Origin of the sequence: Desulfovibrio sp. (assembly GCF_014803725.1) — a bacterium.
Taxonomy (GTDB): Bacteria; Desulfobacterota; Desulfovibrionia; order Desulfovibrionales; family Desulfovibrionaceae; genus Desulfovibrio.
In genome coordinates, this window is the sequence record NZ_JAAVBE010000011.1 from 102,276 (window position 1) to 115,068 (window position 12,793).

General features: G+C 66.6%; 13 protein-coding genes. 10 read left to right on the forward strand and 3 right to left on the reverse strand.

Going from position 1 to position 12,793, the window contains the following annotated elements; genetic code table 11:
* The first annotated feature begins 108 nt into the window (after nt 1-108).
* The 7 genes from HDR50_RS03975 (at nt 109) to HDR50_RS04005 (ending at nt 7,003) form a co-directional block, all read left to right on the forward strand.
* Nucleotides 109-681, forward strand: a complete 573-nt coding sequence (locus HDR50_RS03975) for a YchJ family protein (protein ID WP_291356124.1) — start codon at nt 109-111, stop codon at nt 679-681.
* Nucleotides 678-1,160 (forward strand): hypothetical protein, encoded by a 483-nt coding sequence (locus HDR50_RS03980; protein WP_291356126.1) that lies wholly within the window; start codon nt 678-680, stop codon nt 1,158-1,160. The genes HDR50_RS03975 and HDR50_RS03980 overlap by 4 nt, the downstream gene beginning before the upstream one ends.
* Nucleotides 1,161-1,170: 10 nt before the next feature.
* On the forward strand, nt 1,171-2,526 hold the full coding sequence (locus tag HDR50_RS03985) for a glucose-6-phosphate isomerase (RefSeq protein WP_291356128.1): 1,356 nt from the start codon (nt 1,171-1,173) through the stop codon (nt 2,524-2,526).
* 63 nt (nt 2,527-2,589) lie between these two features.
* Nucleotides 2,590-4,089, forward strand: coding sequence for an ATP-binding protein (locus tag HDR50_RS03990; RefSeq protein WP_291356145.1), 1,500 nt, complete (start codon nt 2,590-2,592; stop codon nt 4,087-4,089).
* 20 nt (nt 4,090-4,109) lie between these two features.
* Complete coding sequence (locus tag HDR50_RS03995; RefSeq protein WP_291356130.1) at nt 4,110-5,489, forward strand: sigma-54 dependent transcriptional regulator; 1,380 nt, start codon at nt 4,110-4,112, stop codon at nt 5,487-5,489.
* Nucleotides 5,490-5,634: 145 nt separating this feature from the next.
* The gene (locus HDR50_RS04000; RefSeq protein WP_291356132.1) at nt 5,635-6,072 is read left to right on the forward strand and encodes a cytochrome c3 family protein; all 438 of its coding nucleotides are present in this window, start codon (nt 5,635-5,637) and stop codon (nt 6,070-6,072) included.
* Nucleotides 6,073-6,166: 94 nt separating this feature from the next.
* A complete protein-coding gene (locus HDR50_RS04005) occupies nt 6,167-7,003 on the forward strand; it encodes a DUF4886 domain-containing protein (RefSeq protein ID WP_291356134.1) in 837 nt (278 codons plus the stop codon).
* Between the two features lie 153 nt (nt 7,004-7,156).
* Here the strand turns inward: HDR50_RS04005 and htpG are convergent, their stop codons facing one another.
* The gene (gene htpG, locus HDR50_RS04010; RefSeq protein ID WP_291356136.1) at nt 7,157-9,103 is read right to left on the reverse strand and encodes a molecular chaperone HtpG; all 1,947 of its coding nucleotides are present in this window, start codon (nt 9,101-9,103) and stop codon (nt 7,157-7,159) included.
* A 203-nt stretch (nt 9,104-9,306) separates the two neighbouring features.
* Here htpG and lepA point away from each other — a divergent pair, with 203 nt between their 5' ends.
* Nucleotides 9,307-11,112 carry a translation elongation factor 4 gene (gene lepA / locus HDR50_RS04015; RefSeq protein WP_291356138.1) on the forward strand — a complete coding sequence of 602 codons (1,806 nt, stop codon included), beginning with the start codon at nt 9,307-9,309 and terminating at the stop codon, nt 11,110-11,112.
* A 1-nt stretch (nt 11,113) separates the two neighbouring features.
* Here lepA and HDR50_RS04020 read toward each other — a convergent pair whose 3' ends face one another.
* Entirely contained in the window at nt 11,114-11,362 is a 249-nt protein-coding gene (locus HDR50_RS04020; protein ID WP_291356140.1) for a molecular chaperone DnaJ, read from the reverse strand.
* 134 nt (nt 11,363-11,496) lie between these two features.
* Between HDR50_RS04020 and rpsL the strand changes: the two genes are divergently transcribed.
* Nucleotides 11,497-11,868 (forward strand): 30S ribosomal protein S12, encoded by a 372-nt coding sequence (gene rpsL / locus HDR50_RS04025; RefSeq protein WP_165078258.1) that lies wholly within the window; start codon nt 11,497-11,499, stop codon nt 11,866-11,868.
* Between the two features lie 163 nt (nt 11,869-12,031).
* On the forward strand, nt 12,032-12,502 hold the full coding sequence (rpsG, locus tag HDR50_RS04030) for a 30S ribosomal protein S7 (RefSeq protein WP_165078259.1): 471 nt from the start codon (nt 12,032-12,034) through the stop codon (nt 12,500-12,502).
* Nucleotides 12,503-12,609: 107 nt separating this feature from the next.
* On the opposite strand, the gene HDR50_RS04035 is transcribed toward rpsG, so the two are convergent.
* Nucleotides 12,610-12,793: hypothetical protein (locus HDR50_RS04035; protein ID WP_365816742.1), on the reverse strand; the 184-nt coding region annotated here is incomplete at its 5' end.

Genomic DNA, 12,793 nt, shown 5'->3' on the forward strand with positions numbered 1-12,793 from the left:
GCGTCTTCCTCGCCGCCTCCCCGGCCCCCGCGGCCTTGCCCGGCGCGGCGGCATGGGCTATGCTTTTGCAGCCGGCAGAATGCCGGTTGCAAACCCAAGGCGGTCATCATGTCCCGCGCGCGGCCGGAGTCTCCGGCATCATCCACCACCCCGGCGCCGGAAGCGGTTTCGGCTCAAGCGCCCTGCCCCTGCGGCAGCGGCAAGGCCCTTGCCGCCTGCTGCGGCCCTTATCTCGCTGGCGAGGCGTGGCCGGAGACGGCCGAGGCGCTCATGCGCTCGCGCTACACGGCCTATGCGCTGGGCAACTATCCGTGGCTTGTGGAGACGACCCACCCCGCTGCCCGGGCGGACGTGAGCGCGGAAGGGCTCGCGCAGCAATGCAACGGCGTGCGCTGGCTCCGGCTGGACGTGGAGAAATGCGTGGACGCGGCGGAGCCGGACGGCGCGGACATGGTGGAATTCCACGCCCTGTACGAGCTCGACGGCGTGGTGCGCCAGATCGGCGAGCGCAGTGCCTTTGTGCGCGATGAGGGCAGGCTGTACTACATGGACGGCACGGCGCTCCGGCCCGCGGCCTACCGACGCGAGGCGCCCAAGGTGGGCAGGAACGACCCGTGCCCCTGCGGCAGCGGCAAGAAATACAAGAAATGCTGTGGCCGCGGCTCGGGGGATGCGGCATGAGGGAGCGGGCGCCCTTGCGCAGCGCCCCCCTGGCGGCGCGTCGCTTTTGCCTCGACTGCCAGGGCGCGTCGCCCGGGGCGGTGCGCAGTTGCGCGGACAGGGCCTGCCCGCTCTGGGAGTGGCGGCTGCCGCCCGCTGCCCGCGAGGCATCGGAAGCCGGCGGCGCGTGCAGCGTGACGGTACGGGCCGTCCTCCGTGCCATCCGGCGGCAATGCGTGACGTGCGCGGGCAGTCGGGGCGATGTGCGGGCCTGCGCCGCGCGCGAGGACTGCGCCCTGTGGTCCTACCGTTTCGGCGTGCGGCCGCGCACCTACAGGGAAGTCCGGCGGCGCTTTTTCGCGCCGCGCGAGCTCGACCTGCCGCTGGCTCCGGCCGCAGCCCGGCCGGGCGCGGCAGAAGATCTTTTTCGGGCGCCTGCGCCCGTGCTGACGGTGAAGGCTTGTCCACGACAGGGAGATATTCCTGCAAAAACTGTGTGAGGAGGTAGCCATGACAGCGGAAAACGGCTCCACCAGTTATCTTGAATGGTCGCGCGCCTGGACCGGGCGCATGCCGGCCTCCGGGCAGGCGCTGGCCGCCCGCGCGCCCGAGCTGGCCGAGCGCCTGCGCGCGGGCGTGGCCGCGGGCGAGATGCCCTTCCTGAACATGCCCTACCGCGAACGCCTCGAAGAGGCGCTGCCGCCGCTGCTTGCCAGGCTCAAGCCCTTCAGGCACATGCTCGTGCTTGGCATCGGCGGCTCGGCCCTCGGCGCGCGCGCCATGCAGAAAGCCTTTGCGCCCGGGCAGGACGGGCCGGACTATGCGGGCCCCTGGCTCTGGATCGCCGACAATGTCTGCGCCAGCCAGTTCGAGGCCCTGCTCGCCAAGCTGCCGCCCAAAGAGACGGTCGTCGTGTGCATCAGCAAGTCCGGCGGCACCATCGAGACGCTGGCGCAGTATTTCCTCGTGCGGGCGTGGCTCCAGAAGGCGCTCGGCGACGACTGGCAGAAGCACATGGTGGTCGTGACCGACCAGAAAAAGGGCTATCTGCGAAAGGAAGCCACGGAAAAGGCGCTGGACGCCCTCGAAGTGCCGGACTACCTCGGCGGCCGCTATTCGGCGCTCTCGGCCGTGGGCCTCTTGCCCGCGGGCTTCATCGGCATCGACTGGCAGGCCCTGCTCAGGGGCGCGGCCTCGGTGGCGCAGCCGCTCCTCGCCGACCCGGCGAGCATCGCGCAGCATCCTTCCTTCTCGCTCGCCTGCTGGGCGCGGGAACTGGAGGAGCATGACTACGGCCAGCTCATCTTTTTCTGCTATATCCCGCAGTGGGCGGCCTACGGCCAGTGGTTCGCCCAGCTCTGGGCCGAGAGCCTGGGCAAGGACGGCAAGGGGAGCCTGCCCGTGCCGGCCACGGGCGTGACCGACCAGCACTCGGTGAACCAGATGTTCCTCGACGGGCCGCGCAACAAGGGCTGCCTCTTCCTCACGGGCGAACAGCCGCGCTCGGGCCGCAGCTTCGGGCAGGACCTGCCGGAACAGTGGGCCTGGCTGCGCGGCAAGGCCTTCGACAGCCTGCTCGACGCCGAGGCCCTGGGCACGCGCATGGCGCTCTGCAAGAGCGGGGTGCCGCTCGTCAACGTGCACATGGGGAGCCTTGACGAATTCGCGGCCGGCTCGCTGATGATGCTCCTCGAGGCGGCCACCATCTTCACGGGCTGGCTCATGGGCATCAACCCGGTGGACCAGCCGGCGGTGGAGCTTGGCAAGCGCATCGCCAACACGCGCCTCGGCGCGCCGGGCTATACCGAAGAAGCGGCCGACCTCGCCGCCTTCCTCGCGGTGCCGGCGGAAAAGCAGGCGTTCTAGGCCGTGACCGAGCCCCAGGCCGGGCAGCAGGCGGACGGCGCCAAGGAGGAGGCGGAGCGCCGCGTGGCCAAGGAGGCGGAACGCCTGCCCCTGAGCTACGCGCGCACGCTCTCCTGGCTGTCCCTGCTCTTCATCCTGCTCTCGAGCCTGGCGCTCTCGTTCTTCATCTCGAGCTCGGTGCGCGACACCCTGCTGCGGCGGCAGGAGGATTTCGCGCGCCAGCTCGTGGAAAACCTCAACAGCCAGATCTACCGCCGCTTCGCGCTGCCCACCATCATGGCCAACGGGCGCATCGCGCTCAGGCAGCCCACGCAGTACGAGCACCTTGACCGCGTGGTGCGCTCGGTCATCGAGGGCCTGCCCGTGGAGAAACTGCGCATCTATGACTTCACCCGGCGCGTGGCCTATTCCAGCGACAAGGAGGACCAGGGCCGCGCGGGCCTCGCCCCGCCCAATGTGGACGCGGTGCTGGACGGTTCCACCGTGAGCTCCGAGATCATCTCCAGCATCCCGGCGTGGCAGGCCCCCTTCCGCGTGCCGCTCAAGGAGGGCACCTTCGTCCTCCGCGTGCTCTATCCGCTGCGCGGCGAGCCCATGGGGCCGGAGCACAAGGTGCCGGTCATGGGCGCGCTCGAACTCACGCAGGACATCACGGACGATTACGAGCGCGTGCTGGCCTTTCAGGGCATCATCGTGGTCATGTGCCTGCTCTCGTCCGTGCTGCTCTTCGGCGTGTTGCACCTGCTCATCCAGCGGGCCGAGCGCGTGCTCGCCGAACGCATGCAGAAAAACCGCCAGCTCGAGAACGAGCTGCACAGCAACGAGCGCCTTGTGAGCATGGGCCGCGTGGTGGCGAGCATCGCCCACGAGATCCGCAACCCGCTCGGCATCATCCGCTCCAGCGCGGAACTCTTGCAGCGGCGCACCGCCGGCGCGGACAAGGGCACCGCGCGCATCCTCGGCGCCATCTACGACGAGGCAGTGCGCCTCTCGCAGACGGTCAACGACTTCCTGGACTACGCGAGGCCGCGCAAGCCGCGCGAGGACATGGTGGACGTGGACCTCGTGCTGGACCAGGCCCTAGCCTTCCTCGAAGGGGAGTTCAGCCGCAAGGGCGTCAGCGTGGAGCGCGAGCTGGAGCCCGGGCTTTTCGTGCGCGGCGACAAGGATTTGCTGTACCGCGCCTTTTACAATATCCTTGTCAACGGGCAGCAGGCGCTGGACGGCCCGGGCGTCATCCGGGTGAGCGGGCGCAGGCTCGATGCCGAGGGAGGGCCGGGAACGGCGGACGGCCAGCCGGCCGAGCCACTGGTGGCGCTGGAATTTCTGGATTCCGGGCCCGGCTTCGACCCGGATGCGCTCGGGAGCCTGCTCGACCCCTTCTTCACCACCAAGGAGGGCGGCACGGGCCTGGGGCTGCCCATCGTGCAGTCCATCATCGTGGGCCACGGCGGCCGCATCGAGCTTGAAAACGGCCCCGACGGCGGGGCGCTCGTGCGGGTCATCCTGCCCGGGGCGCCCGTGGGCGCGGCCCCCAAGGAAACGGCCCAAGCACTGGCCTGACCACGGAAGAGAGATTCGGCATGGGTGAAAAGGCGCATATCCTCGTCATCGACGACGAGAAAAATTATCTCCTCGTGCTCCAGACCCTGCTGGAGGACGAGGGCTATACGGTCACGGCCATCAGCGACCCGGAGACCGCGCTCGCCTTTCTGGAAGAGAGCGAGGTGGACGTGGTTGTCACGGACATGAAGATGCCCAAGGTGAGCGGCCGCGAGGTGCTCCAGCGGGTGAAGAAGGAATGGCCGTATATCCCGGTGCTCATCATGACAGCCTTCGGCTCCATCGAGAGCGCCGTGGACGTGATGAAGTACGGCGCCTTCGACTATATCACCAAGCCCTTTTCCAACGACGAGCTTCTGCTTTCCATCCACAATGCCGTGGAGCTCTCGCGGGCGCATAGGCAGTACCGCCTTTTGCAGGAGGCCATGGAAAACCGCTACGGTATCCACCAGATCGTGGGCCGCAGCAAGGCCATCCGCGATGTGCTCGTCATGGTGGAGCGCGCGGCCCCGAGCCGGTCGACGGTGCTCATCAGCGGGGAGTCCGGCACGGGCAAGGAGCTCGTGGCCCGCGCCATCCACTACGCAAGCCCGCGCAAGGACAAGCCCTTCATCTCGGTCAACTGCATGGCCCTCAACCCGGGCGTTCTCGAAAGCGAGCTTTTCGGCCACGAGAAGGGCTCGTTCACCGGCGCGGTGGCCCTGAGGCGCGGCCGCTTCGAGCAGGCGGACGGCGGCACGCTCTTTCTGGACGAGGTGGGCGAGCTCACGCCCGATCTGCAGGTCAAGCTCCTGCGCGTCCTGCAGGAGCGCAAGTTCGAGCGCGTGGGCGGCGGCGAGGAGATCGAGGTGGACATCCGCGTGGTGGCCGCCAGCAACAAGGACCTCGCCGCGCTGGTGGAGCGCGGGGCCTTTCGCGAGGACCTTTTCTACCGGCTCAACGTGGTACAAATACCGCTGCCGCCCCTGCGCGAGCGGCGCGAGGACATCCCGCTGCTCGTGGCGCACTTCGTGGAAAAGGTCTGCGCGGACGACAATCTGCCGCCCAAGACCTTCAGCACTGAGGCGCTCAACTACCTCACGGGCTACGAGTGGCCGGGCAATATCCGCCAGCTCGAGAACGTGGTGGAGAGCTGCCTTGTGCTGGTACCCGGCGCCACCATCGGCGTGGACGACCTGCCCGCCGAGATCCGCGACGAGGAGGCCCAGTTCAAGAGCGCGGTTGACCTTTTGCCCGTGCAGCTTGACCTCGCCGACACGCTGGAGAAGATCGAGGCCGCGCTTATCCGGCGCGCTCTCGTGCGCGCGGACCTCGTTCAGGTCAAGGCGGCGGAATACTTGGGCATTTCCAAGAGCCTGCTCCAGTACAAGCTCAAGAAGTACGGCATCACCGGGCATTAGCGTATTTTCGTTGGAAATTTTCCCGTTTCCGGCCATAATGAGGGCCGGCCGGCCTGACAAAATTTTCTGGCTGACGGCCCAGGCCCGTGCGTGGCCCGGAGCGCCCCGGCGCCCCGCGCTGAAACCCTCTAGCCGAGGAGCGAAGATGAAATCTTTCTGCGTGGGGCTCTGCGCCCTTTTTCTCGTGCTCGGAGCCATGGCTCCGGCCGCGCACGCCAAGAACCTCCTGGACCTGGGCGAGCCCATGGAGCTTGATGCGGGCAAGTCGCCGCGGATGTATGTGACCTTCAACCACAGCTCGCACAAGAAGATCGCCTGCCGCACCTGCCACCACGAGGGCCTGCCCGGCAACCGCTATGCCGCGTGTACCAACGAGGAGTGCCACTCCCTCCCCGGCCCCTCCGAGCGCGACCCCATGAGCGTCTACATGGCCTACCACGCGCCGGATACGGACCGCTCCTGTTACGGCTGCCACAAGAAGCTCGCCGGCAAGTATCCCAATTTCAAGGGCTGCCAGCCCTGCCACATGACCCCGCAGGGCAAGAAGCTGGCCGCGGAAAAGGCCGCCGCCCCCAAGAAATAGGCGATACTCCGGGGGGCCGCGGCCGTCCCGGGGCGCCATGCCCGGCGCCCCCCTGCCGGAATGCCGCATCCGTCAGCCCGGAAGGAGGCCCGTCATGAAAAAACTGCTCTGCGCCCTTTGCGCCGCCGCCTGCGTTGCCCTCACCGCCGGCAACGCCCCTGCGGAGGACGCCATCCTGAAGCCCCTCGTGACCCATCTTGAAAAAGCGCCCAAGTCGGTGCTGCTCGTGGGCAATTCCTTCATGTATTACAACAACGGCGTCGGCTCCTATGCCCGCCAGATCAGCAAGGACCAGCATGAGCCCATGACCTTCACCATGGCCACCATCGGCGGCGCGGGCCTCGACTGGCACCTCGTGAAAAGCTATCTAAGGCCCAATGGCCTGAGGAGCTATTCCACCACCAGCGACGGCAGCAACCGGCTCGTCTTCCATGAATACCCGGACGGCAAGATCTTTGACGCCGTCATCCTGCAGGACAACAGCCAGGGCCCCATCCACCCCGAGCTTTCCAAGCTGTTCCGCAAATATGCGGCCATCCACTGCAAGGACATCCGCGAGGTGGGCTCCGAGCCGCTGATCATGATGACCTGGGCCTATGCGGACAAGCCGGAAATGACCGCGCAACTTGCCAACGCCACCATTGAGGTCGCCAACGAGAACAGGGCCATGGTGGTGCCCGTGGGACTCGCCTTTGCCAACGCCAAAAAGGGGCGCCCCGACCTGAAGCTCATCGTGGCCGACAACCGCCACCCCACCCCGGCGGGCACCTATCTCGAGGGCTGCGTCATCTTCGCCACGCTTTCGGGCAAGTCGCCCGTGGGTTCCAAGTGCACCGGCGTGGGGGATGCCAGGATCTCCGAAGCCGACGCCCGCTATTTGCAGGAAGTGGCCTGGCGGACGGTGAAGGGATTTTTCGGCTGGAACGAGTAATCGAACTGCACGCGGCCCCTGCCGGCGCCAGTGTCTGACGCCGCGGAACGCCCTGCCGCTGCCAGACTTCCATAAAAAACAGCCCCTTTCCCCGCCAGTCACGGCCGGGAAAGGGGCTTGGTTTTTTGCGCAGCCGCCCGCAGGGGCGCGGGGCTAGATCTTCTTCACCTCCACATACCAGGCGGCGGCCTCGGTGAGCAGGCGGTTCTCGCGCGTGGCCAGCGCCTGCGGGTCCTTGAGGTAGCCGTCCAGCAGGAGGCAGCTGTCAAAGAGGTTCTGGGTCATGTCAGAGAGCACCCGGTCCTCGCGGTCAGCCTTGAAGATGGTGAGCATGCTCCTGAGGAGCGGATGGTCGCGGTTGACCTCCAGCACCTTGACGGGCAGGGAGTCGTCCTTGTTCATCACCTTGAGCAGCTTCTCCATGGAGGCCGTCATGCCGCCGTCGGGCGAGACGAGCACGGCCGGGCTGTCGGCGAGACGGCGCGAGACGCGCACTTCCGTCACCTTGTCGCCCAGGACCTCCTTCATGCGGGCCATGAGGCCGTCGAAGGAGGTGGAATCATCCTCGGAGAGCGGGGCCACTTCCTCGGGCTTCTCCTTGTCCTCAAAGGCGGCCAGCGCGTCGTCGCCGGCGGTCTCCACGGCCTTGAACTCCCAGTCCTTGTAGGAGCCCAGGCCGTCCATGACGAACTCGTCCACCGGCTCGAAGAGGAAGAGCGCCTCGATGCCCTTCTTTTTGAAGATCTCCATGTGCGGGTTGAGGCGCGCGGCCTCGCGGTTGGGTGCCGTCACATACCAGATGGTCTTCTGCCCCTCCGGCGCGCGGGCCATGTAGTCGTCGAGGCTCGTCAGGGCCTCGGCGTCGGGCAGCGCCGAGGAGTTGAAGCGCAAAAGTGCGGCCACGCGCTCGCGGTTGACGAAATCATGGTAGCCCAGCTTGAAGACCTTGCCGTGCAGGCGCCAGAAGCGGTTGTACTTCTCCGCGTCGTCGCGGGCCATGGCCTCGAGGTGGGAGAGGGTCTGCTTGACGATGACCTGGTTGATCTTGCGCAGGATGATATTTTCCTGCAGGGTCTCGCGCGAGATGTTGAGCGGCAGGTCCTCGGTGTCCACCACGCCCTTGAGGAAGGCCAGGTATTCGGGGATGAGCTCCTTGTTGCGGTGCTGGATGAGCACCCGGCGCGCGTAGAGGTCAAGGCCCCAGTAGTCGCGGTCGGCGCCGAAGAAGTCCATGCTCGAATCGGGGATGAAGAGCAGGGCCGTAAACTGCACGGGCACGTCCACGGCGATGTGCTCCACGTCCAGCGGGTCCTTGCCGTCATAGGTGATGGCCTTGTAAAAGGCGGCGTAGTCCTCCTTCTTCACGCTCGTCTTGGGCTCGCGCCAGAGCGCTGGCTGGGTGTTCACGCGCTCGCCGTCCACGAAGATGGGGAAGGGCACGAAGGCCGAATGCTTGCGGATGGCCGACTCCACACGGAATTTCTCGGCATATTCGAGGCAGTCGTCCTTGAGGTGGGCGGTGATGACAGTGCCGCGCACGGGCTCGGGGGCCGTGCTCTCCTCCACGGTGTAGGTGCCGAGGCCGTCGCTCGTCCACACATGGGCCGGGACATCCTCATTGGCAAAGGCCGGGCGCGAGGTGACCTCCACCTTGTCGGCCACCATGAACACGGAATAGAAGCCCACGCCGAAACGGCCGATGATGCTGGCCGCGTCCGCCGTGGCCGCGGCCTCCTCGCCCTCGGGGTTCTTGGCGTTCTCGGCGGCGAGGTCGGCCAGAAAGGCCTCCGAGCCGGACTTGGCGATGGTGCCGAGGTTTTCCGCCAGCTCCTCGGCGGTCATGCCGAGGCCCGTGTCCGCGATGGTCAGGGTCTTGGCGTCCTTGTCAAGCGTGATGCGGATCTCCAGCGGCAGGTCGGGGTGGCGCGGGGTCTCGCCGCGGTTGACGCGGAAGCGCAGCTTGTCCAGCGCGTCCGAGGCGTTGGAGATGAGTTCGCGCAGGAAGATCTCGCGGTTGGTGTAGAGCGAATGGGTGAGGATATTGAGGACCTTGCGCACTTCGGCGCGGAACTGGCGTTTTTTCTTGCCGTTTTCGGCCATGGGGAACCTCCTTGGGTGATGCCGCCGGCCTCCGGGGCCCGGCGGCGGAAGGGCGAATGCCCTTGAGGAAAGTTAAGCCCGGCGGGGGCGGCGTCAAGGGCCGGGAGGGGCAGCCCGTGTGGCCCCTCGCGCCGGCCGGCGTGGACTTTGCGGGCGCCTTGGGATAGCATATTGCGCCAATCGCCCAAGCGCAGGAAGGTTCCATGATCCCCCAGAGCCGCATCCGCAATTTCTGCATCATCGCCCACATCGACCACGGCAAGTCCACCCTGGCCGACCGCATCCTCGAGCTCACCCGCGTGGTGAGCGCGCGCGAGGCGCGGGAGCAGTATCTCGACCGCATGGACCTCGAGCGCGAGCGCGGCATCACCATCAAGGCCCAGACCGTGCGCATCCCCTACACCGCGGCGGACGGGCAGGAATACGAGCTCAACCTCATCGACACCCCGGGCCACGTGGATTTTCACTACGAGGTCTCGCGCTCGCTGGCGGCCTGCGAGGGGGCGCTGCTCGTGGTGGACGCCACCCAGGGCGTGGAGGCCCAGACCCTCGGCAATGTCTACCTCGCGCTGGACCACGACCACGAAATCGTGCCCGTGCTCAACAAGATCGACCTCCCGAGCGCTGACCCGGCCCGGGTGCGCGGCGAGATCGAGGAGGGCATCGGCCTCGACTGCGCGGGCGCGCTGGAGGTCTCGGCCAAGACCGGCCTTGGCGTGGACAAGGTGCTCGAGGCCATCATCGAGCGCCTGCCCCCGCCTGACGGCGACCGCGAGGCGCCGCTCAAGGCGCTCATCTTCGATTCGTGGTATGACAGCTACCAGGGCGTGGTGACGCTCTTCCGCGTCATGGACGGCCGCATCCGCAAGGGCGACCGCATCCGGCTCATGAGCACGGGCAAGGAATACGAGGCCCTGCGCCTCGGCGTGTTCTCGCCCGAAGCCGTGGACGTGGAGGAGCTCGCGGCCGGCGAGGTGGGCTTTCTCTCCGGCTCCATCAAGGAGCTCGGGGACGCGCGCGTGGGCGACACCATCACCCTCGCCAGCCGGCCCGCGGACGAGCCCGTGCCCGGCTTCAAGGAGGTCAAGCCCGTGGTCTTTTGCGGGCTCTACCCCACGGAGTCGGACGAGTATGAAAACCTCAAGGCCGCGCTGGAAAAGCTCCAGCTCAACGACGCGGCCTTCAGCTTCGAGCCCGAAACCTCGCAGGCGCTGGGCTTCGGCTTCCGCTGCGGCTTTCTCGGGCTCCTGCACATGGAGATCATCCAGGAGCGCCTCGAGCGCGAGTTCGAGGTGGGCCTCATCGCCACGGCGCCCTCGGTCATCTACAAGGTGGAGACCACGGACGGCCAGACCCTCGAGATCGACAACCCGAGCCGCCTGCCCGACCCCTCGAAGATACGCGCGCTCTACGAGCCGTATGTGCGCATGGATATCCACGTGCCCAACGAATATGTGGGCAACGTGATGAAGCTCTGCGAGGAGAAGCGCGGCGAGCAGAAAAACCTCCACTACCTCGCCGCCAACCGCGTGGTCGTGACCTATGAGCTGCCCTTTGCGGAAATCGTCTACGACTTTTTCGACCGGCTCAAGTCCGTGACCAGGGGCTACGCCTCCATGGATTACGAACCCGTGGACTACCGCCCCTCCGACCTCGTGCGCCTCGACATCCTGCTCAACGGCGAGCCCGTGGACGCGCTCGCCGTCATCGTCCACCGCGAGCGCGCCTATCCCTACGGCCGGGGCCTCGCGCTCAAGCTCAAGCGCACCATCCCGCGCCAGCTCTTCCAGGTGGCCATCCAGGCGGCCATCGGCCAGAAGATCATCGCCCGCGAGACCGTCTCGGCCTTTCGCAAGGATGTCACCGCCAAGTGCTATGGCGGCGACATCACCCGCAAGCGCAAACTCCTGGAAAAGCAGAAGGAAGGCAAGAAGCGCATGAAGCGCATGGGCAATGTGGAGCTGCCGCAGGAGGCCTTCCTCGCCGCGCTGAAAGTGGGGGACGAATAGGCTAGAACCTGTAGCCCGGCCGCCACTCGCCCGACATGTCGCCGCATTCCGGGCAGGGCAGGCTGTTGCCGCACACGGTGCAGCTCGGCGGCGTGAAGCGGCCCACGCTCTTGCAACGCTCACAGGGGGCGCCATCGCTTTCGCGCACGCCGCCGCCGCGGCAGTCCGGGCAGAGGGAGGTGGACTGGCCGTTCCAGCAGGCGCCGCAGGAAAGGCGGCCGGAACCGCCGCAGGTCTCGCAAATGGGCATGGGGTCTCCTTTTTTCTGGCTGGGCTGCTTCGGGCGCCCCGGCCTCCCGCAAGGATGGCTTGACACGGCGGCGCGCTTCAGTTAAGAGCATGCCCTTGGCATTTTGTCCAGACCCACATTTTTTGGAGGAATCCATGCCCACCATCAATCAGCTCATCCACACCGAGCGCGAGCCGGTGGTGAAGCGCAAGAAGACGCCGGCCCTCCAGGGCTGCCCGCAGAAGCGCGGCGTCTGCACCCGCGTGTACACCACCACCCCGAAAAAGCCGAACTCGGCCCTGCGCAAGGTCGCCCGCGTGCGCCTGACCAACGGCATCGAAGTGACGGCCTACATCCCCGGCGAGGGCCACAACCTGCAGGAGCACTCCGTGGTGCTCATCCGCGGCGGCCGCGTCAAGGACCTTCCCGGCGTGCGCTACCACATCATCCGCGGCACGCTCGACGCCTCCGGCGTGGCCGACCGCCGCAAGAGCCGTTCCAAGTACGGCACCAAGCGGCCCAAGTAGTTCACGGCGGAAATCCGCCCTTCCCGGCCCGGGCGAGCGCCCGCGGCCAGAACCAGAAGCCCGGCGGGCGTGCGCCATGCGCCGTGCCACGGCAGCCGCGTAAGCGGCGCCGGCGCGTCGCGGGGTTGGTGACGCCCAGTGAGGGAATGAAAGGAGAAACCCCATGCCACGCAAAGGCCCCGTCCCCAAGAGGGAGATTTTGCCCGATCCGCTGTACAACAGCCGCCTGGTCACCAAGTTCGTGAACCGGCTCATGTATGACGGCAAGAAGGGCGCGGCGGAAAAGATTTTCTACAGCGCGCTGGACACCTTGGCCGAAAAGACCGGCGAGGACCCCATGCGCGCCTTCGAGAAGGCGCTCGACAACGTGAAGCCCCACATGGAGGTCAAGGCGCGCCGGGTGGGCGGCGCGACCTACCAGGTCCCCATGGAGGTACGCCCCGAGCGCCAGGTCTCGCTGGCCATCCGCTGGCTCATCAACTATGCCCGCTCGCGCGGGGAAAAGGGCATGACCGCCAAGCTCTCCAACGAGCTTCTGGACGCCTGGAACGGCCGCGGCGGCGCGGTGAAAAAGCGTGAGGATACGCACCGCATGGCCGACGCCAACAAGGCTTTTGCCCACTACCGCTGGTAGGAGCGGAGCACCGTGATCCGTGCGCCGGGGCCGCATCCGCAAAGGATACCGCCCCGGCGTTGACTATCACCACCGTCCGCCGGGCAGTACTTTTCAGGTAGGTTGTTCTACACGGGAGTTGAGAGAACTTCCTTAATTCCGTCTGGAGCGTAGCGGAAGACGGGTGCGGGTGCCGGAAGAATCCTAAAAAATAAGATTTTTTGCTGCTTGCAAGGAAGATAAAAATTTTCGCAGGGAGTGTACTCAAGTACTCGACCAAGAAAATTTTTCTCTGACGCAGCAAGCAGCAAA

What these genes read in the sequence shown, in the direction of transcription:
- HDR50_RS04005 (WP_291356134.1), top strand. Translation starts at nt 6,167, where the DNA reads ATGAAAAAACTGCTCTGCGCCCTTTGCGCCGCCGCCTGCGTTGCCCTC.
- HDR50_RS03995 (WP_291356130.1), top strand. Translation starts at nt 4,110, where the DNA reads ATGGGTGAAAAGGCGCATATCCTCGTCATCGACGACGAGAAAAATTAT.
- HDR50_RS03985 (WP_291356128.1), top strand. Translation starts at nt 1,171, where the DNA reads ATGACAGCGGAAAACGGCTCCACCAGTTATCTTGAATGGTCGCGCGCC.
- rpsG (WP_165078259.1), top strand. Translation starts at nt 12,032, where the DNA reads ATGCCACGCAAAGGCCCCGTCCCCAAGAGGGAGATTTTGCCCGATCCG.
- HDR50_RS03980 (WP_291356126.1), top strand. Translation starts at nt 678, where the DNA reads ATGAGGGAGCGGGCGCCCTTGCGCAGCGCCCCCCTGGCGGCGCGTCGC.
- lepA (WP_291356138.1), top strand. Translation starts at nt 9,307, where the DNA reads ATGATCCCCCAGAGCCGCATCCGCAATTTCTGCATCATCGCCCACATC.
- HDR50_RS04000 (WP_291356132.1), top strand. Translation starts at nt 5,635, where the DNA reads ATGAAATCTTTCTGCGTGGGGCTCTGCGCCCTTTTTCTCGTGCTCGGA.
- rpsL (WP_165078258.1), top strand. Translation starts at nt 11,497, where the DNA reads ATGCCCACCATCAATCAGCTCATCCACACCGAGCGCGAGCCGGTGGTG.
- HDR50_RS03975 (WP_291356124.1), top strand. Translation starts at nt 109, where the DNA reads ATGTCCCGCGCGCGGCCGGAGTCTCCGGCATCATCCACCACCCCGGCG.
- htpG (WP_291356136.1), bottom strand. Translation starts at nt 9,103, where the DNA reads ATGGCCGAAAACGGCAAGAAAAAACGCCAGTTCCGCGCCGAAGTGCGC.
- HDR50_RS04020 (WP_291356140.1), bottom strand. Translation starts at nt 11,362, where the DNA reads ATGCCCATTTGCGAGACCTGCGGCGGTTCCGGCCGCCTTTCCTGCGGC.